The 20,053-nt window shown below is 35.6% G+C and carries 21 protein-coding genes; 9 read left to right on the top strand and 12 right to left on the bottom strand.

Translation table 11 applies throughout. The annotated features are described in order from the left end of the window. Positions 1 to 47: 47 nt before the first annotated feature. The 5 genes from LVD15_RS12060 to LVD15_RS12035 form a co-directional block, all read right to left on the bottom strand. Positions 48 to 200 carry a hypothetical protein gene (locus tag LVD15_RS12060; protein ID WP_233780580.1) on the bottom strand — a complete coding sequence of 51 codons (153 nt, stop codon included), beginning with the start codon at positions 198 to 200 and terminating at the stop codon, positions 48 to 50. A gap of 240 nt (positions 201 to 440) precedes the next feature. Next, positions 441 to 878: a hypothetical protein gene (locus tag LVD15_RS12055; protein WP_233780579.1), complete on the bottom strand. Its 438-nt coding sequence runs from the start codon at positions 876 to 878 to the stop codon at positions 441 to 443. A 489-nt stretch (positions 879 to 1,367) separates the two neighbouring features. Continuing rightward, on the bottom strand, positions 1,368 to 1,736 hold the full coding sequence (locus LVD15_RS12050; protein ID WP_233780578.1) for a hypothetical protein: 369 nt from the start codon (positions 1,734 to 1,736) through the stop codon (positions 1,368 to 1,370). A 521-nt stretch (positions 1,737 to 2,257) separates the two neighbouring features. After that, complete coding sequence (locus LVD15_RS12040; RefSeq protein ID WP_233780577.1) at positions 2,258 to 2,710, bottom strand: hypothetical protein; 453 nt, start codon at positions 2,708 to 2,710, stop codon at positions 2,258 to 2,260. Between the two features lie 979 nt (positions 2,711 to 3,689). Then, positions 3,690 to 5,096: an alpha/beta fold hydrolase gene (locus tag LVD15_RS12035; RefSeq protein ID WP_233780576.1), complete on the bottom strand. Its 1,407-nt coding sequence runs from the start codon at positions 5,094 to 5,096 to the stop codon at positions 3,690 to 3,692. A 387-nt stretch (positions 5,097 to 5,483) separates the two neighbouring features. Between LVD15_RS12035 and LVD15_RS26850 the strand changes: the two genes are divergently transcribed. The 3 genes from LVD15_RS26850 (at position 5,484) to istB (ending at position 7,961) form a co-directional block, all read left to right on the top strand. Next, a complete protein-coding gene (locus tag LVD15_RS26850; protein ID WP_255763394.1) occupies positions 5,484 to 5,609 on the top strand; it encodes a hypothetical protein in 126 nt (41 codons plus the stop codon). A gap of 82 nt (positions 5,610 to 5,691) precedes the next feature. Next, positions 5,692 to 7,215 carry an IS21 family transposase gene (gene istA, locus LVD15_RS12030; protein ID WP_233776528.1) on the top strand — a complete coding sequence of 508 codons (1,524 nt, stop codon included), beginning with the start codon at positions 5,692 to 5,694 and terminating at the stop codon, positions 7,213 to 7,215. 11 nt (positions 7,216 to 7,226) lie between these two features. Continuing rightward, positions 7,227 to 7,961, top strand: coding sequence for an IS21-like element helper ATPase IstB (gene istB / locus LVD15_RS12025; protein ID WP_233780575.1), 735 nt, complete (start codon positions 7,227 to 7,229; stop codon positions 7,959 to 7,961). A gap of 568 nt (positions 7,962 to 8,529) precedes the next feature. On the opposite strand, the gene LVD15_RS12020 is transcribed toward istB, so the two are convergent. From LVD15_RS12020 to LVD15_RS12010, 3 genes are all read right to left on the bottom strand, one after another. Beyond that, positions 8,530 to 9,426, bottom strand: coding sequence for a helix-turn-helix domain-containing protein (locus LVD15_RS12020; protein ID WP_233780574.1), 897 nt, complete (start codon positions 9,424 to 9,426; stop codon positions 8,530 to 8,532). A 168-nt stretch (positions 9,427 to 9,594) separates the two neighbouring features. Beyond that, complete coding sequence (locus tag LVD15_RS12015) at positions 9,595 to 10,728, bottom strand: NADH-dependent flavin oxidoreductase (RefSeq protein WP_233780573.1); 1,134 nt, start codon at positions 10,726 to 10,728, stop codon at positions 9,595 to 9,597. Between the two features lie 285 nt (positions 10,729 to 11,013). Beyond that, positions 11,014 to 12,783: an AAA family ATPase gene (locus LVD15_RS12010; RefSeq protein ID WP_233780572.1), complete on the bottom strand. Its 1,770-nt coding sequence runs from the start codon at positions 12,781 to 12,783 to the stop codon at positions 11,014 to 11,016. A 43-nt stretch (positions 12,784 to 12,826) separates the two neighbouring features. On the opposite strand from LVD15_RS12010, the gene LVD15_RS12005 reads away from it, so the two are divergent. Further along, on the top strand, positions 12,827 to 13,084 hold the full coding sequence (locus tag LVD15_RS12005; RefSeq protein ID WP_233780571.1) for a hypothetical protein: 258 nt from the start codon (positions 12,827 to 12,829) through the stop codon (positions 13,082 to 13,084). Here the strand turns inward: LVD15_RS12005 and LVD15_RS12000 are convergent. Both LVD15_RS12000 and xerA read right to left on the bottom strand, forming a co-directional pair. Then, positions 13,054 to 13,680 (bottom strand): hypothetical protein, encoded by a 627-nt coding sequence (locus LVD15_RS12000; RefSeq protein ID WP_233780570.1) that lies wholly within the window; start codon positions 13,678 to 13,680, stop codon positions 13,054 to 13,056. The genes LVD15_RS12005 and LVD15_RS12000 overlap by 31 nt on opposite strands. Before the next feature lie 149 nt (positions 13,681 to 13,829). Continuing rightward, a complete protein-coding gene (gene xerA / locus LVD15_RS11995) occupies positions 13,830 to 14,969 on the bottom strand; it encodes a site-specific tyrosine recombinase/integron integrase (RefSeq protein WP_233780569.1) in 1,140 nt (379 codons plus the stop codon). Positions 14,970 to 15,066: 97 nt separating this feature from the next. Between xerA and LVD15_RS11990 the strand changes: the two genes are divergently transcribed. Then, the gene (locus tag LVD15_RS11990; protein ID WP_233780568.1) at positions 15,067 to 15,432 is read left to right on the top strand and encodes a hypothetical protein; all 366 of its coding nucleotides are present in this window, start codon (positions 15,067 to 15,069) and stop codon (positions 15,430 to 15,432) included. Between the two features lie 128 nt (positions 15,433 to 15,560). On the opposite strand, the gene LVD15_RS11985 is transcribed toward LVD15_RS11990, so the two are convergent. Next, positions 15,561 to 15,881 carry a hypothetical protein gene (locus LVD15_RS11985; RefSeq protein WP_233780567.1) on the bottom strand — a complete coding sequence of 107 codons (321 nt, stop codon included), beginning with the start codon at positions 15,879 to 15,881 and terminating at the stop codon, positions 15,561 to 15,563. A 29-nt stretch (positions 15,882 to 15,910) separates the two neighbouring features. Then, positions 15,911 to 17,080: a hypothetical protein gene (locus LVD15_RS11980; protein WP_233780566.1), complete on the bottom strand. Its 1,170-nt coding sequence runs from the start codon at positions 17,078 to 17,080 to the stop codon at positions 15,911 to 15,913. A gap of 175 nt (positions 17,081 to 17,255) precedes the next feature. Between LVD15_RS11980 and LVD15_RS11975 the strand changes: the two genes are divergently transcribed. The 4 genes from LVD15_RS11975 to LVD15_RS11960 all read left to right on the top strand — a co-directional run bounded on the left by LVD15_RS11975 (position 17,256) and on the right by LVD15_RS11960 (position 20,025). Then, positions 17,256 to 17,753: a helix-turn-helix domain-containing protein gene (locus tag LVD15_RS11975; RefSeq protein ID WP_233780565.1), complete on the top strand. Its 498-nt coding sequence runs from the start codon at positions 17,256 to 17,258 to the stop codon at positions 17,751 to 17,753. Positions 17,754 to 17,916: 163 nt separating this feature from the next. Next, complete coding sequence (locus LVD15_RS11970; protein WP_233780564.1) at positions 17,917 to 18,072, top strand: hypothetical protein; 156 nt, start codon at positions 17,917 to 17,919, stop codon at positions 18,070 to 18,072. A 52-nt stretch (positions 18,073 to 18,124) separates the two neighbouring features. After that, positions 18,125 to 19,525 (top strand): tetratricopeptide repeat protein, encoded by a 1,401-nt coding sequence (locus LVD15_RS11965; protein ID WP_233780563.1) that lies wholly within the window; start codon positions 18,125 to 18,127, stop codon positions 19,523 to 19,525. Positions 19,526 to 19,677: 152 nt separating this feature from the next. Continuing rightward, positions 19,678 to 20,025 carry a hypothetical protein gene (locus LVD15_RS11960; protein WP_233780562.1) on the top strand — a complete coding sequence of 116 codons (348 nt, stop codon included), beginning with the start codon at positions 19,678 to 19,680 and terminating at the stop codon, positions 20,023 to 20,025. Positions 20,026 to 20,053 lie beyond the last annotated feature (28 nt).

The following is a 20,053-nucleotide window of genomic DNA, read 5'->3' as shown; positions in this document are numbered from 1 at the left end:
TTAACGAAAAAATATCATTTAACTGATTGAATTGAATCATTTATTGCTTAATCACCCTGATGAATCCAAATGAATTCGATGCCATTGAAATAGAGTAGCCCTCCGGAGCATTCCTCCTCTCTTATGCTAATGGCATCATTTTCAAGCTTAATTTTCTTTTCGCCTAACACATCACCATTTTCCTTAAAGGTAGTTTTCATAAATGTACCTTTCTTTTATACACTTCCAATTATCCACTCACAACTGGTCGTAGCATCCACTAAGATCCATATATTGCTTGAGCGTCCGCTCAAATTCCTTTCTTTACTTACAAACTTGTATTCATGAAATACTGACTGCACATTGTAGCCTCAGACATCTGCTTATCTTATTCCGAGCATATGCTCTTGGTCATGGTAGGTCGTAGGACCGCTCCGCTTAACCTACGACCAGTTGGAGAATTAACCTATTAAAAAATTACTATAAATTAATTGATCATTTTCTAAAAACTCCATTATAAGTGTTCCATCTTCCGAAATTACCGGAAAGCCTTGCCGAGAGGCTAGTAGAATCTCCTCCCAATATTTAAAAAAATCCTTTGTCTTTAAAATTAAAACAATACCTCCATACCCCACCTCAACTATTATATTCTCTTTTTTACTCATTTCACTTTTAGACAAAATGGATATTAATTGCTCATTACCATCATTCAAAAAAGAATAAACAAATGAAGGGGAAATTAAATCCCAATCAATGTTACCTCTATATTGGGTGTTTTTATAATCCTTTATCTCTCTTAATCCAAATTTTTCAATAATATTGTATTCATACTTAGGATTATTGTAAGATAAAATTGATTCTTTTTTTATAAATTTATTTAAATGTGGATGTATATACATTAGAAAATATTTTTTAATGTTTTTTCGTATACCTCTTTATTCATTTTGATGGGTATAGCCCCTTTTTCTGTGGCTGTTTCCCAATTTATATGAGCTCCTAACTCATCACTCCAGTCTAGTCCCCCACTGGCGCAAGCGTCCGCTTGTGCCTATTCAATATGCATTCGATCCTATAATTAAATGAAGGTGACTCGGCATAATCACCATGCATAAATATCCAAACCTTTCTCCTGCTGGCAATACCTCATACTTTCTAACCTGCTAGGTCACAATTGTATTGCAGCTACATCTTTCCAGGCATTTGTAATGCAAGGTTAATATCCAAACTTAAAAAATAATATGCTAAGACTTTTGCCGAGCGATGGGTGGATTGCTGTGGACATCTGTTTATCTTATTCCGAGAATATGCTCTTGTACAGGGCAGGTCGCAGGACCGCTGCGCTTAACCTAGGACCAGTGGGAGCACCAACAGCTAAGGACATACGCGGACTAACTGGGTAAGACTAAGGATAACGAAGGGTTTGAAGGAATTTCAAACAGACCATTCTGAGTATTCAAATTTAATCCATCTATTTCCTTTCCTAAACCACTTGACAAAGCCATAATAGTTGTAAACATTATTACAATGCCTGTTGTGTCAACAGGCATGCATTTTACTCCTTTAACATTCACCACTAGAGAATCTTTAATATTATTTCGTTTTAAACACTCATGAAAATAATTTATTCCACTAGATACAAACTCTTTGTACTCAGAATTACTAAAATTAATTTCCAAGTTAGAAAAAGTATCATTCCAAAATTTAACTTCTAAAAAAACAGCTCCGAAATATCCTTTTCCTAAAATTTTCTTTTTCAATTCAAAAAAACAATTGTACGATTTCATATTCAATCAATATCAATATTTACTTTTTCTCCACTTTTATAGAAGATTGTATTTTCCTTGCATTTTGGGTTATCTAATATCTCATTAAATTCCCAATCTGTATATCCCCCACTGGCGCAAGCGTCAGCTTGTGCCTATTCAATATGCATTCGATCCTATAATTAAATGAAGGTGACTCGGCATAATACACCATGCATAAATCTCCAAACCTTTCTCCTGCTGGCAATACCTCATACTTTCTAACCTGCTAGGTCACAATTGTATTGCGGCTACATATTTCCATTCATATGTAATGCAAGGTTAATATCCAAACTTAAAAAATAATATGCTAAGACTTTTGCCGAGCGATGGGTGGATTGCTGTGGACATCTGTTTATCTTATTCCGAGCATATGCTCTTGTACAGGGCAGGTCGCAGGACCGCTCCGCTTAACCTAGGACTAAGGGAAGCATTCGAGGAACGAGGGCCATAACATATACACGAACCAGCCATGGTTAAAATTGAATAGTTAGATTTTTCTTAGAAATTTTAATAGAATTAGTTATTTCATTTATTTTTGACGATATATAATGACCCTTGTATAAATCCCAGTTCCATTTTATCTTATTTGAATAATTTTGAAAATTATCTAGCAAATTCATCTCTTGAATATTCTCAATATGATCGATTTTTTCATAAAGCAATAATTTATCTTGATCATTAAAATTTTCATATACAAATCTTTTTGCTATTGATTTTATCTCAAAAATATCAAGGCAAGGTATTAAAACTTTATCTATTTCACTTTTTTCATCTAAATTATCTTGCCTTATACTCAATAGCGTATTAATTCCAACAATATAATAGTAGAGACACCCGCTTAAATGAGGTTCATTTAAAATTGCTTTTTTCATCCATGTGTAAAATTTATCTTCATGATTTTGAAGCATTGTATCATCATTTTGCATGAATTAAATATTAAGTAATCTAGCCATTCATTTGTACTTAAAGTTCTCCCCACTGGCGCAAGCGTCCGCTTGTGCCTATTCAATATGCATTCGATCCTATAATTAAATGAAGGTGACTCGGCATAATACACCATGAATAAATCTCCAAACCTTTCTCCTGCTGGCAATGCCTCATACTTTCTAACCTGCTAGGTCACAATTGTATTACGGCTACATAATTCCAGGCATTTGTAACGCAAGGTAATATGCATCCTACCTAATAACATACGCTGAACAATGGCTAAACTACTACAATAATGACACAAGTGGACACTTGCGCCAGAGTTTCATAACAATAATGGCACAAGTGGACACTTGCGCCGGAGCTTCATAACCTTAGACCAGGTTGTGAGTTATTACAAACTATCAATTTACTCACCGAATAACTCACCTAGCTATTGGTTTTATATGAATAAAATGGCTTGAGCATTAAACAAAAAAGCCTCTTTAAATAGCTTAAAGAGGCTTTTGATGTCATTTGACTTGTGAATTGTGGAGCCGGAGGGATTCGAACCATAATTACAAATTACTGATTTACAGTTAATTATTAAAGGTTTAAAAAAGTCACTCACCGAATAACTCACCTATCTCAATAAGGTGACTTTTTACACTTAGAATATGTAATTCTACCCCCCTATACCTCCCCCTTTCTTCGTTTCCATATAGTAGAATTTCCTGCCCTTTCTGATGATCCTGTAAATACAATGGATGGCTAGGCGTTGGCTCAAATCCCTACCCTCAGGACTACCATAACCGTATCACTACTAAGAAAGTAAGGTTATAAAAGCATGCTGGAATATTACCAAAACTTCAACCCTAGATTCAATGAAACACCGTATACGAGACCCATTTATACGATAGTTAGTGAGGCGTGCCAAGAGCTTATAGCTCATGGCCGTCTACACAATTACCTGCAGGCGTAGTTTAAAAGGATAATTGATTATTTTAGTTCGGTATCTTTATCATTAATCAAATCATTTTCAATTTTTTCTCCATTTATAAATTTAAATGCTAAAGCTTTAAAGCTATCAGGTGCAAATAGAGCTATAAAATGAGGAGCGTCTTTTATTTTTAAAAAAGTCACAGCATTTTCCTTGGGTAATTTCTTATAATGTTTAATAGCTCCAGTTATATGAGTTTTAGGGTCTAATGTTCCGTGTAAAATTAATGTTGGGGGCATTTGTTTAGGAATTCCTGTAAAATAATTGTCTCTTGGATAGGTAGGCATAGAATTTTCAGCTAGTAAGCCTGCTAATGGGCTTGAGAATAATAGCGCTTCTGATTCTGCTATTACTTCAGTTTTTTTAAGTTGAGGTCTTAAATTATTTTCAGAGGCTGAAATTATTTGAACTAAAGGTATTGAATTTGAAGATGTCTCATATCTACCATAATTGGAATAAAACTCTGTAAGTTCTTTTATAGCATTATTTAAGGGATCAAAGTTTTCCTTCTCTAATCCTTTAATAATTTCAGGAATTTGTTGTCTTGTTTTTGGTACATCCAGCAACCTACCTAATATTATAGATAAATCTTGTTTAGGTAAGCTTTTAGAGAAATCCTCATCGTTCTTAGCCTTTTGTATAATTCTTTTTAGTCTAGTGGCTAAAGGAGCTTCATCATCGTTTATTATGGTATCATAATATGTCAATACTGAATTTCCAATATCATTTACTATAAACGACCGATGACTTAAATCGTTCTCCTCATCATCTTGTAAAGGAACTAGTGAATCTAATATGACGCCATCTAATTCCGTAGTTTCTAATTGCAGTAAACGCAGCACTAATTGCGTTCCATACGAAACTCCATATACATAGCGTTTTCCTGTTCCGCTGAAATTATTAATAAGTAAACTAAGGTCTCTTGCTGCATTGGTGATTGAAAAAGCCTGTACATAAGAGGTATTGGTATACATATGGTTAAAACAAGGGCCCCACTCATCATTTGCAAGTGCAATTCCGTTTGGAGAATCTACCGATTCTTCCTTAGGGCATATTTTGCTCGATAGTCCCGTTCCTCTATGGTCTGGAATAAATATGTCTAAATGAGGGAATGTTTTTGAAAACAACTCCACCAAAGGGTATAAGCTCGCTCCTGATTCTCCAGGTCCTCCAGCGATTAACCAAATAGATCCTTTTCTATTCTTTAATGAGGGGAATTTTCTAACAAATAACTCAATGGAATCATTGTTATTTGACAAATAATTAAGGGGGACTTTTTCAATGGTACAAAGTGATGATTTAAATTCTTTAAATTCATCGCAATCAGTACATTTTGAAAATTGCGCTTTTACGCTGATTGTACATAAAAAAAATAATATTAAAATTATAAACTTATCCTTCGGCATTTGATATTTAATTTTAGTTTGTTTTTCGGCTTGCGGGTAATGGTATTGTCTATGTAAAGTAGCTGATTCGGAGCACTACCTCTTAGCTTATAAGTGATCTCCATTTTTATCAATTATCTTTCGCTTAACTACCTAAACCACAATTTTTTATAAACTCCATATGTGTCGTGAATGGTGAATATAACTCAAGAATTCGAGTGTTCCAAGAAGTAAAAGTTCTTTACGCGCTAAGGTCGTGCCTGGAAGCGAAGCCAGTGGCAAGCTTGTTAACCGAGAGGTTAGAACTGAAGAAATGCAAAGCATTCATGAATACCTTTAAAAAAACACGTATGAATAAAGCCAGACTGCGGTGTCTGTACTGAAGAACATGAACCACATACAGAGGCTATGAGGCCGGATGAGGTAAGTCATGCTGCCGAAGTCTATGGATACCACGGTTTGATTTATGCCACCCATTTCGGTAAGGTGTATGCCAGTGATTTCGGTTCAAACCGTGCCAGTGTATCTACTTGATTACGGTTCGATTTATGCCACTTTAAGAGTTCATTGATTGTTAATATCGCCCCAAAAAAGGATGGCGAATAAACTTGACATAATGGACTTAAAACAAATTATCAATCTTCATTTGAGAGGGCTGAGCAATCGGCAAATTGCTTTGACCCTGGGTGTGAATAGAAACACTGTTAACCATTATTTGCGATCACTTCAGTCAAGCGACCAGCCCATGGAAGCATTGCTACAGTTGGATACTGATGCTTTAGAAGAGCTGTTTTCGTCTAAGACAACCATAAACAATGATCGTTATGCAGTTTTAATGCGTTTTTTTGAGACCATGCACCCACAGCGTCATCACCCTGGCTTTACCCTTCAGTACCACTACCAGTTGTATGCTGAGCAAACTCAGGATAGTTATAGTTACACTCAGTTTACCACCCATTATCAGCGTAAGTACAAACAGGCCAAAGGTTCTATGAAGTTAGAGCACAAGGCAGGAAAAGAGCTTTATGTTGATTTTGCAGGTAAGAAATTAGAAGTAGTAGATCCATCTACAGGAGAAGTAAGCCAAGTAGAAGTTTTTGTGGCCACACTTCCTTTTAGTCAGTATACTTATGTGGAAGCATGTAAAAGTCAAAAAAGGGAGGACTTTATTCAATGCCTCAATAATGCACTCCGCTTCTTTGGAGGAGTACCTGTAGCCATCGTGTCAGACAACCTTAAATCGGCAGTTACCCGATCCAGTAAGTATGAGGCGGTTATTAATAAAACTTTCAAAGACTTCGCTCATCACTATGGGTGTGCCATAAACCCTACACGTAGTTATGCCCCACAAGATAAAGCACTGGTAGAAAATGCTGTTCAGCTGGCCTATCAGCGCATTTATTACCCTATGCGTAAAATGACTTTCTTCTCTATTGAAGCGCTTAATGAAGAGATTCAGCATCATCTTAAGGGCTATAATAATGTACTTTTTCAAAGAAAAGAAGCTTCCAGAAAAGAGCTGTTCCAATCCGTAGAATCATCCCTTCTAAAAAGCTTACCCCAAAGTACTTATCAGGTTAAAGAATACGCCAGAGCCAAGGTACAGAAGATGGGATATGTATACTTCTCGGCTGACAAGACTTATTATAGCGTTCCCTATCGCTACATTGGCTCTCAAACCCAGATACAGTATACCTCCAAACATGTTGAAGTATACTACAAAAGCCAACGCATTGCGCTGCATAATAGAGTAATGAGTAAGGGAGCTTATATTACTAATAAGAATCACCTCTCCAGTACACACCGTGCTTATAGCCAATGGAGTCCCCAGTATTTTTCTGATCAGGGAGGTAAAATAGGTGTAAATGTAAAGCTGTTTATGACAGGTTTATTTCTGCAGGGTGACTATCCTGAGATTAACTACAAAAGAGCCATGGGTATTTTAATGCTGGCCAAAAACTATGGCCATGAGCGTGTAGATAAAGCCTGCCTAAGGGCTGTTCATCATGACACATACAGCTATCAAAGGCTCAAAAATATACTCAGCAATAATATGGACGAGCATGAAATAGAACAAGAAAACCATCAATCACATATCCCTTCTCACAAAAACATCAGAGGGGCTAACCATTACCAGTAAACAATAATTTTATGAACAATAATCAAACAATAGAAAAACTAAAATCCATGAGGCTATCTGCGATGGCTGAACTGCACAGACAACAATTCAGTAGCAATGCTTATCAAAAATGTACCCCAGATGAATACCTGGCCTTACTCACTGAAAGTGAATGGGATGACCGTCAGAATAAGAAGATTACACGGCTGATGAAAAAAGCCACCTTCAAGCAGCAGGCAGACATGGATGAAATAATCTTCTCTGAAGATAGGGATCTGGATAAAAACATGTTCAACAGGTTGTCCTCCTTACAGTTCATCAAGCAAAGTGAAAACATCATTATTACAGGTGCTTCAGGAGTCGGCAAAAGCTTTATGAGTCAGGCCATAGGCAGACAAGCTTGTCTGATGGGCTATAGCACCATCTATCAGGTAACAGCTCGCCTGTTCAACAAAATGAAACTCGCCAAAGTAGATGGCACCTATATCAAAGAACTTAAAAGAATTACCTCTGCCCAACTCTTAATACTAGATGATTTTGGTTTACAAAGCATGGACAATATGGCAAGAGAAGTACTTATGGATATTATCGATGATCGTCATGGAAAAACTTCAACTATAATCTCCTCTCAAATACCAGTATCAGCCTGGTATGATATTATTGGTGAAGGTACTATTGCTGATGCCATATTAGACAGGCTCGTTAACTCTTCTCATAGAATAGATCTCAAAGGAGAATCTTTGAGAAAAGGTATGTTGAAACATTAATATTTACTAAAATTACACAACTCTTAAAGTGGCATAGATACACCGAAATCACTGGCATAGTTTGACCGAAACAACTGGCATAGTCCGACCGAAATAGCCAGTCTAACATCTCGAAAGAGCCCAGAGCCAACTTTGCATCAAAAGAGAGCCTATCAAAAAAGGGGTTTGTCCTCATTGCGGAAAAGGTAAACTCATTACCATCATGCGCTTTGATAACAGAGGACCTCCTAAGAATGTCTGCCTACCTGAATTTAGTTAGCGATTTTTTTATGCACAAATCTGGTGCAATGGAAATCCTATGCCTAAAATCCTATAAAACGGACTTTAAAAAACAAAATTTTAACTCATAGGAACTTATCAAGACCCTTTACATGCTTAAAGCCAGACTCTGATCCAAAGCCTCAGCCCTTAATCTCAATAAGTAGGGCTTCAATATCCTATCTCAATAATGACTAATCCCCATAGACTGTGCCACGGTTCGTTCAACACTGTCTTCATGCTTGGCTCGATGAGCCACACGAAGACTTAGTTATTAGCGGTAGTGTTTTTTTTCTCAGCATATTGATTACTAATTCAAAAACTGTTCTCTGTATTCCGTTGGTGTAACCCCTACTTCTTTTTTAAAAAGTCTTGAAAAGTAAGGTGGATTTTCAAAACCTAATTGATAAGCAGTTTCGGCTACGGTTTTGTCGGTTCCCATCAAAATATTTTTTGCTTCGATAACCAATGCAATATGAATATGTTCCAGTGCTGTTTTACCTGTTTCTTGCTTTAATAAATCGCTTAGGTATTTTGGTGACAATGCCAGTTTTTCGGCCATATATTTTACAGACGGTAATCCGCTTTTTTGTAGACCTCCATTTTCAAAATACTGCTTTAGTATCTCAGTAAATTTCGTGATTATAGATCCCGATAGAACAGACCTGTTCAAAAATTGTCGTTTATAAAATCGCTGGGCATATTTTAAGAAAGAGTCTATATGAGTTAGGATAATATCTTTACTGTATTCGTCTTGATTATTGTGATATTCTACCTGTATCTTGTTGAATAAATCCCAAAGAATTTCTTCTTCTTTTGGTGACAGATGTAAAGCTTCATTCACTTCATAATCAAAAAAACCATATTTATTTATTTCTGAATGAAGGCTATGGTTCACTAAAAAATCTTCGTGTATATAGAGTAGAAATCCCTTTTCACTTGTTTCTACATTATTCATTAATACTTTCTGATGTGGCTTTAGAAATGCCAAAGAGCCATTGTCGTGGTCGTACTTTGTTCGACCATATTGAAATGTTCCTGATTTTAATTTTGTTAATGCAATGGTATAAAACCCCATCGTAAATTCTCGCTCAATAAAAGTACATTTTTCTGACTCTTCAAAAGTTAGTATACCCAGCAGCGGGTTTTCTGGCGGTGGAAATCCATTTGATTTACAGAGTTCACTTATCGTTTTATAATGATTCATAATTCCAACTCTTTATTTATTAAATTATTAAAGGTACATAAACTTCAAAAAGTTAATTAATTTTCGTTTAATTATAGCCTGATGTATCAATAATAAATTACTGATTAATGAATACAAAATCAGGCTATGTTTTGAAAAATTATTTATTTTGATTTTTAAATAGTAAGACTAGTCCGAAACCTGAAAAAATCCCGTTGCTACCTTTATGAATTCCTGAAGTTTTTTTGGTACAGCAAGTTCATCAGCTTTAGACATGCTTAAAACTTCATCCGCTTTTTCTTCATTGGATGCAAGCTCCACCCAATTCGGATTGATAACAAGCCCGTGTCCAACTGCAACCATAGACAAACCTAATTTTAGTGCTTCTTCCGCTTCATTAAACTGTTTGACACCTCCCGCAGCTATCACAGGAACTCTATGCTGAACGTGATCAAGTATTGATTTTAAAAGAGTAATATCTCCATTTTCATCATCTATTGATTTTTGCGAAAGAAGATCAGCAAGAGAAACGTGCAGATAATCAATTCCAGAGTCGATTAGTTTATCTATCAATGGGAAGGTATCTCTCACTCTATAACTTTCAGGCTCTTCTGGTGAGATTCTAAAACCTATCATAAAAGGTTTTTCCGCATACTTTTTAATTACATCATGAACTTCTTTGATCACCTCTACTGCAAAATTCATTCTTTTTTTTGCAGATCCACCCCAATAGTCAGTTCTTTGGTTGTAATAAGGCGAAAAGAAATTTTGTAATAAAAATCCGTGAGCACCATGCAATTCTATTCCGTCAAAACCTGCCTGTATAGCTCTGTGTGTGGTTTGACCAAAAGCCTTTATCATTTCTAAAATTTCTTCATGTGTAAGTTCACGTGATACGGTCCCTCCTGTATAAAACATGGAAGGTGCTAGCGCAATGGGACTTGCACTTACAGGAATACCATCAGGAATAAGATCTAAAACTGCTTTATTTCCAGCGTGGTAAATTTGAAGTATTGCAGGTGCTCCACCTTTTTTTGCAGCCATGGCCAGTTTCTTAAGACTCGGTAAAAACGAATCATCATATGAGGCGTATTCATTGTTAAAGCCTATACCATTTGCCATTACTCTGGTGCAACCTGTTATTACCATTCCAACGTTTCCACTTCGAGCTTTGTAATGCTTGATTTCATCATCTGATACGGTATAATCATCATTGCTTGCCCAAGTTGTCATCGGTGCCATTGCAATCCTATTTTTGGTTTCGATCCCGTTTTTAAATGTAAAAGTTTGGAATAATTGTTTTGTGTCTCTTGTCTCGCTCATTATTTAAATTTTATGTTGTTAAATGATGATACAAAGGTGAGACGCTAAACGGTTCTATTAGCTATACAAAAGTCTGAAGATGTGATACAAATTTCGGAAAGGAGGTTTTGGGAAACAGTTTAATTGAGTCTGTGGCTTAGCATTACCGCTAACGGGTTTGTATATGAAAAGTAGTGGATTTTAGGCACTAAATTTTCGGATTATAACAGACCATTAATTTATTCTTTTTGTTCCGTTTAAGCGATAAAACCGCTATTTTTTATATAAGTTGTTAGCCACTGGCTTTTATTCAAATATTTGCTCAATTTTATTTCTTAATGATTCAGGCATTGAATAGTCAACTTCTGATACAGTATTTAGAGCGATGTATGGTTTGTTCTTTACGGAACGGTCAACCAATCCTATTTCTTCTTCAATATCATTTTCAAAGACAATACTTTTCCCATAGTCAGAATTAATCACTTCCTCAATTTTAGCCGATGATGTATCTGCACTTGCAATTGCGTCTGCACTTTTATGAGCTTGATGGTCTCTATCATAAACAACTATATAATTGACTTTAAATCCGTTTAAAAGTTTTAGATATAGTGGCATATTGTCTTTTGACCCACAATCAATTAATGTGTAATCATTTCTGAAAATTGATAGAGATTTAGCTAAAAAAGGAATAATAGTTTTGTCTGTTTGCCCTTCTACTAATATTACTTTTTTCGCAAAAAACAATTCACTTCTTTCTGGATTAATCCAATAGATAAGATTTAACTTTCGTCTTTCATCTATTTCCGCAAATAAATCAGAAGTACATTGTTTCACTGTTGTCCCTTCTGCAACACTTTCTTTTTTTGCAATAATTAGTGATTTATATTCTGTAATATCAACGAACGAGTTAGAATGAGTTGTAACAATAACTTGATTGTTATTTTCAGATAAAGTTTTTAGTGTAGAGTATAAATCTCTTTGTGCTTGAGGATGTAGATATAATTCGGGCTCCTCAATTATAAAGTAGGATGAATTCGAAGCTTGTCTATTTGCTCCACCTTCATTCGGTTGATTATTCTCTTGTCTGATTATATTGGCATATGACTTAATAAGAGCAAATATTAAAGCTCTTTGTAAACCATTCCCTTTTCTATTTACGTCAGTTTTAACGCCATCATTTATCCAAATTTGAGTTCCTACTTTGAAAATATCATCAATATTAGGTGGAGTTACTTCAACTTCGATTGATGTGTTCCAGTTTCCAAGTTCTGTTGCTATATTTTGTTCAAAAGTATTAAGTTCTTCAGGTCTATTTACATTACTTTCCCCTTCTTGATTTTTTTTATTCAGGATACTAACCAATTCATTTACCTGCCGTTTTGCATTCAAGTATGTTTGATTAGATTCTGCTAATTTGTTCAAAACTTTTGCATACAAATCACTAAACACACTTGAACCATTTGGTTTCAATTCTTCATTTGCACTTTTAACGGCTGGAATGAAGAAAACGTCGCCAAAAATGCCTTGCGCAACAGTCTTGAGTCCTAGAAAATTACCTTCTTCCAGTGTGTAATTAAATTCAAGGTCAGCAGAGTTTGCGGTTATGTATTCTGTTTGTGCCTGTTCTACTATTGCTTTTGTAATTCTACCACTTGAAGGGACTAAATCATTTAGCGGTATTTCTGATATTGAATCACGACTTGTATAGTTACCTGAATTAGCAGGATTTAGCCATTCATCATTTGGCAATTCATAATAACCGTTATATGAGAATTTTAAATCTGTATTTAAGGTTTTGCGAACTTTAATAGAATTATCATTAGATAAATATTTACTGAAAGTCGTTTGGTCATTCTCATCAAGCTGTGAAAACTTTATTTCAATGTATGCAGGTAAATCGGCATTTAAAAAATCTTGTTTGTCAGGCTTAATTTTTCCGAAAAAGAACAAAAGGGATGAGATAATATTGGATTTCCCGTGATTATTCTGACCAATAACAACAGCAAAGTCATTAAAGTCTGCTTTTAAATGACATATAGACCTCCAGTTGTTAATTTCTATAGTTTCTATTCTCATTTTATCGTGTCTGCTTTTTTTTGCTTGTGGCTAACGCCCGGATATGGCGCTGTGGCCTCCGAGCTTTATTAATAACGATAAAAGTAGCTTATCTGCCGGTGTATTCAAAGTATCAGATGCGCACTGCGCCTTTCCAGATAAAAAACTCCCACGAGCAGAGGTAAATAGAAAGCATGTCAGATTCCTGGCGGCAGATAAGTGGGATGTTGAGCAGCCTCTAGGCAGATGGCTAAGTAAGGCCATGCGACCATATCGTATGTTGGCACACGTCTATTCTGTTTCCATTCGCTTCTTTCGATAGAGTTCAATGTAGTTCTCAATCCGTTGTTTTGGTCCAATTAGACCGTTCAGGTTGATATCTATGTCCGTTCCAGTTGGAAGGATTAGGATCAGTCGATTTTCATACTGACTTTCCTTGATGACAGTTGCGAAGATTACCTCCCATGGAATCAATTCCTTGGATGTTCTAACACCGTGTTCGCTAATCTCAAATTGGTTGTTATTCCTGAAGTAATCAATGACTATCCAAATGAGATATGCATTCCATATTATAGAAAAGCCAATTATCAAGTTCGATGGTTCGGAAGTAAGTAGTTCGTCAATCGAAAGACCCAAAAAGACAATGGGAATTACCAAGAGCAATAAGTATTTCATTTTGGATTTTGTTACATGAAAAACAGAAGGCAGTTCACTTACTTTTCTTGGTTTAAGAATTGGGACAAAGTTCGTAAGTCGTATTTTTTCTGGCTTATCTTCTAACAGTTCCTTTAAGAAACCCTTGTTGTTAATTTCAAGTCCGTACTTCTTGGTTTTGTAGATACTTATTCGTTCAAATTCTTCCTGATCTTTGTTGAAGTCCTGGCATTGAAGTTCAAAGGTTGGAAGTTCGTTCGTCAAGCCACAGATTACACCGTTCTGTTTGTCGAAACTTCGGTTCTGGCAAATTGAGCAGAGTCTAACTTGGTGATTTCGGTTCATTTAATGGAATGCGAATGTGTGCCAACATCCGTGTAAGGGAAACACATTCCCTTATTTTTATTATGGGCTCAATCTAAAGGATTTCTGATTAATTTCATAGAGGTGTTAGCTATATGTGTGTATACTTCTGTGGTCTTGGTTGAGTTATGCCCCAGGAGCAACTGTATTTGCCTTAAGTTTACGCCATCTTCTAATAAATGCGTGGCAAAGCTATGCCGTAACATATGAGGAACTACATTTTTCTGTATTTTCGCTCTCCTAGCCGCCTCTTTCACCACATTGACCACACTTTTTCCACTATATGGTCCGCCATTCTGCCCTTCTATTAAATAGTGCTGAGGCCTCCATTTCTTATAATACTGTCTTAGATCTTCTAAGACATTCTTTCCTAGAAGAGTATAACGGTCTTTTCCGCCTTTTGCGTTTTCTATTCTTATCTGCATCCGTTCACTGTCAATATCCGATATTTTTAAGTTTAAGAGTTCGCTCCTTCTTAGCCCAGCCGAGTAAAGTAAACTAATGATGCACTTGTGCTTCAGGTTGCTCATTGCTGCTATCATTCGTTTTACTTCATTTTGAGATAATACTTCTGGCAACTTTTCTTTTTTCCTGGGCCTTTCTATATCATAGTACCTATTGGGCATATCCAACACTATCTCATAATAAAATTTTATGCTATTGATAATTTGGTTAAGCATGGAATCAGATCTGCCCAAATCTACCTGATGAGAGAGGTAGCCCCTAATTTCATTTTCTCCCAGCTCAAGCAATGGTATATCTTTATAATAATTAATAAACCCCTCAAACATGCCTACATAGGTTTTTGCCGTAGAGAGCGCATACTTCTTTAGCTCCAACTTTTGCAGGTATTCTTCAGGGCAAAGCTTATATCCATCTGTGTGTTTCCTCTCTTTGAGGGCCTTTAAAGTAAATTGCTTTGATTCCAGCACCGGGTCTTTGATAGGCCGGTTTCGAAAGAAATATTTTCCGTCTACCCAGGCTACTCCTTTAAAAGTAGCATATATTTTATTTAGATGACTCTGAGTATTAGGACAATAGACCATCGCAAGTCGATTACTCCATTTTATACCAGGTATGCTTTTCATCAATGATTGGATAACTTTATCAGGGTAAAATTTCAATCCAATCATTTTATGTCCATTGATCATAAGATGCTTTAAGGCAATTTGTTTCGTTAATCTGCTCATAAGTAAGCAATAAGGGCAATTCAGCTTTATAATATCAAGTATTATTCGCATACTATTCGAATAATAATCGCATAAAATTCTTTTTATGACAGATAGCATGAAGAAGTGTCCTACCTGTGGAGCAAGCATTAAAGGAAGAAAGGATAAAATATATTGTTCTCTAAAATGTAAATCTTCCGCCCAGTATGATCAAAGGCTTAAAACTGAGCAGTTTTACCTCATGGTAGACAAGCAGCTAAAGACCAATCGTAAACTGCTGAAAAAATTTAACAAGGCTGGTAAAGCCACCATACGTGAAGAAGATCTGATATCTGAAGGTTTCGATCCTAAATATTTCACCCATGGATGGCGAGCGAAGAATGGAAATTTATATATGTTTTGCTATGAATATGGCTTTATGAAAACCCAAGAGAACGGCAAAAATAAATATGTGCTGGTTCAATGGCAAGATTATATGAACTAGCTCTGTATTAAAAAAGGGGTATGATATAAATAGAGATTTTAGTCTATTTCAATTGAAGTCATAGTAACCTAAAACCTACAATTAATCAATAGATTAAAAACTCCTTTTCAACTCCACTATTAGAAAGTCTACCCACTATACCTCCCATCTTTCTTCGCTTCCATCTCATAAAATTCCCTGCCTTTTCTGGTGATCCAGTATTCATGGGATTGACCTAGCTTCTTCACTTCTACAAATTCATGCTGCACACAGTAATCAATAGTTTCTCGGGTGTCTTTGGGCAATTGAGCTAACAGACTGCGGGTAACCATAACATATGACCAGCCGGTAAGGTCTTTTGAGGCACTGATTATGAGCTTTAAAAATTGAAAGACTGTTACACCACCTAATAATTGAGATTCCTGATTTAAGGACATGATTGATAATAATTGTTGATATAATCTAACCACTAATATATGTTTTCTAGTGTTGTCCCCTACTAAACTTCATCAATATGAGTGATTAATTTCTGCAAAACTTGCCTTAAATGCTGCCTGGTGCCTTCTTCATTGTCATAGTATTTATTATAAAAGCTACGGTAGGATAAAGATTCAGTTTCTTTAGTACTACAAAGGCGTGAGAACAACTTTACCATAGCGTTAACACTCTTCGCTTGCAAGACTTGCTTTTCAATCAACACCCGCAACAAAAGTGCTAACTGACTCACAGAGAGGTTAAAGTTCAGTCTATAGGGTATCTGCTGTTGCTCTTTTAACTGATCTTGCTTGAGTTTATATTTAAGGTATTTCTTCTCTTTCTTTAACCAGAAAATCAATTGATCTTTTAGCTTCAGTGGTCCGGGGTTCAGATGCCAGATATCCTGATTAGGCAGCTGCTCCAGCTCTTTACTATAGTAGGTTAAAAGGCTCATTTTCTCTACATATAAATCAGCTTCCTCCATAGCGCTGCGCATCTCAGAGGTAAGCAATTCATGAAATTTCAGGTTATTGAAATTATAAAATATAAGAATTTTCCTCAGGCTTTGGCTGGTATATTCTTCAGTATCACACTTGTTAAGATGTTGTATCAATGTTCTCAAATACCGCCAATACCCATAACGCAGATAATGCCCCTTTCTGGCTTTATTAGAAAAGCTCACAAAAACCTCTGAAAGCACCTCTAATATATCGGCATCTACTCCTGCCCTATCTAATTTGCCCAGTAAGCTCATCATATCCTGCTCTATACGCAGGGCCAACAATTGCCTTACTGTTTTAGGAATAGACATCTTCGCATCTAAGTGCGGTTTGGCATATTGATCCATAAAATCAAGTAATGATTCTAAGATATGATACAGTGTTGAGCCTATTCTTTCCTCAGCATTTTGTGGCGTTAACAGCTCCCTTTTTCCTAAAAGCTTGGTGAGGCGAGACTCTAATTGCAACAAAGCATGTTGATGTAGTCTGATAAGCTTCCTTTTATTGGATTCATTGAGGAAAATCAAATTCACAATAAGCCGATCCTGGATACCTTCCAACTCATTATGACCAAATTCCTCAAACATAATCTCCAACTCCTCTGTCATAGGATAATTATGCTTCAAAGCATCAGGTAAATCTTTCGTGATAATGGTTTCTAACCGATGTAGGTAGTGCTCGTTCCTTTTCATAACTTGCCTTTTAACTATTGGTTATGGCCAATTGATTGACAACGATACCCACTACTCAGGATCTTGGTTGAACTACACAGAGACTTCATTATAAACAATGAAGATCATATAAAATCTTCTATCTTATACGAACAATTGTTATTATTTTTATAACAAATGATAAATATAAAACATTGTGACAAATTATAAAACAATAGCTGCCAGGATTTTAACACTGAGAAAACAGCAAAGCCTCACTCTAGAAGAACTAGGAAGCAAAATGGAAGTAATAACCGGTAGAAAATATGACCGACATGTAGTGTGGGCCTATGAGAAAGGTAAACGCAAGGTTCCTTCTGAGCTGATCCCTGTTTTCGCCTCAATTTTTAAGGTGCCAATGGAGTTACTATTCTTTACCGAGCATAATTTGGAAGATCAATATTACAATACAGAATCATTGAGTAAGGACATTATAAAGATAAAGAAATGGGCAGAAACAGCTCCTTATGAGGCTTGTCAGAAGGCCATTAAATGCATTAAAGATGCCAGTCATGAAATTATCAGACTGAAACAAGAAATGGAGAAGTACAAAGCTGAAGCCAAAAGCTACCAAATAGAGCTAGATACCATTAAACCGCTATTTCTAAAGATTGAAAAGTATGTTCACAAGATTAGTGAGGTTGGAAAAGTTTAATCTAAATATGACAACATCTATATAAAATACAAATAACAATCACAATCTTACATAAACGTATCTGCCTAAAAACAATAGATTATAATTTTATTAATTATTTATTTAAATTATAAATTAATTAGCAGATTATTATCTGAAATTCAACACCTAAATATCGATATATATGAAATATCTAAGAATTTTTCTGTTTGCAGTAGCTTCATTGATTCTATTATCGATTACCTCTTGCTCTGATCCTTATGATGATATTCAAAAAGAATTGAACACGGATCCTCCTGGAGGCAACGGTGAAGACATTAGAGAAGGGTATGATGATTAAAATCATCCCCTAAAAGCAACCATGTAAGATATAACCTAAAACCTAACCTATTATGCGTTTTCTCAACCTATACAAACTCCACCTGCTCAGCTTTTTCATACTGATTAATTTATGTTCTTGCTCCAATTATGAGAGCATATCTCCTGAAGAATTACCTAGTGATCAGGTGGCCTTGGAAGCTCTTCTCAACAATGAAAATAGCTCCAATATTACTCGGCTTATGACATATGACAAGTTATCTTATATCTACGAGAAAGAAGATCTTGACAAGACCATTCAGGTTTTAGAAAAACAACTTGCTCTTAGTAAAGAATTAGAAAACAAAACCTATGAAGCCAAGGCATTAATAGGATTAGGTGTAATGAAAAAGAAAAAGAGAGATTACACCGGTGCCATCAATGCTTATATTAAAGCAGCTCACATTAATGAGGAAATGTCAAATCCTATAGGAGTTGCTAACTGTGAAAATAATATAGGGGTTGTTTTCATTCAAGTCAAAGGTTACAATAGTGCCATAGAGCACTTTAATAAAGCTTCTCAAATATATCAAGACTTAGAAAAAAACCGCCATCTACCCAGAATTTACACAAACATTGCTTTATGCTACGCGGAACTTAACGAAAATACTAAGGCAATTTCTCAAATGAAAGAGGCCATAGAGCTACAATCTAAAGTTGAACCTGATAATAGCGCTAGAATTGGATACTTATATAATGAACTAGGTAGGCTCTATTACATTAACAAAGATTACAAAAAAGCCATTGAGACATACAATCAAGCATTAGCGGTTAAAGATATTTCAGAAGAGATGAAATTTGCTGTCTATCATGGTTTGGCAAACTCTTATATGTATCAGGGAACTAAATTCTATGATATAGCCGCCGATTACATCGAAAAAAGTAAACTATTGGAGAACCATACTGAAATTAGCGAGGATACCTACATAAAAAGTATGAATGTAAGAGGTGAATTTTTGCAATTAACCGGACAACATGAAGAGGCTCTTCAGCTATTTACCAACGTGATCAACTATGCTGATAATGATAATGTCAACGCCCCTCTCACAACCACTTTAGACCTTGCCTCCAATTCACTTCCTATACTTGCAAATGCTGGCAGAATCACTAATGAGCAATTGATACTCATTCAAAAAGCCCAAAAACAGCAACAAACCCTAAAAGAGCAGTTAGAAAGCAATTTAAACAGTAATTCCATTGAAGCTCTGCTTAATAAAGAAATAGAAAATTATTATTTACAGGTTAAAGAAGCTAAGATCAAAAATGAGCATGATATTTTTCTTAAGGTCTCAGGCCTTATTGTAACTGCTGTTCTGCTTGTTTTTTCATTTCTGCTAATTTTGACCTATAAAAAGAAGAAAAAATATAAGGAAGATCACTTCATAGTTGAAAAAATAAAAAGTGTGTTTAATGAGTATGATGGAGCAGAAAAGTAAGGGATAGATTATCTTAATTAATGATTTAACTGAACTTACCGTGTACTCTCCTCACTACGATTTGAAGGCTTTCACTCCTAAATCTGGTTTATATTTTTAACCTGCCTTAAATTCATATTGCTAATTATTTTAGTATTTACTAATTTTGTTGAATGAAATTAGAGGCGGGGTTTTATAAGATTAGAGAAGATGTGTTTTGCGGCAAGTGCCACTATATCAGAGTCTTTTATCAGGGGAAGGAAAAATACTTTCAACTTAACCACTACCCTCCCCAAAGATGTGATGACGGAAAAATACCTATTGATGGTATTAAGTTCGAAAAAAAGCTTAGACGACCTTTAACCATATCCAAAGTTAAAATCACCTTTGAATGGACTGATGTAGATGGTGATGACTTTCAAGTCACTTTCAGAGATATTCAATTGTTCAGGACTTTGTTTGACCACTTCCCTGAGTTGGCCAAGGCTTCTGGAGCCCATATTAGAAAATGGAAGAAGTAATACTTTCCCTCTCATCTATTAGGGCACT

It is taken from the genome of Fulvivirga maritima (assembly GCF_021389955.1).
Classification (GTDB): domain Bacteria; phylum Bacteroidota; class Bacteroidia; order Cytophagales; family Cyclobacteriaceae; genus Fulvivirga; species Fulvivirga maritima.
Note: the sequence above shows the minus strand (reverse complement) of the source record. Positions and strands in the feature narration are given on the sequence as shown.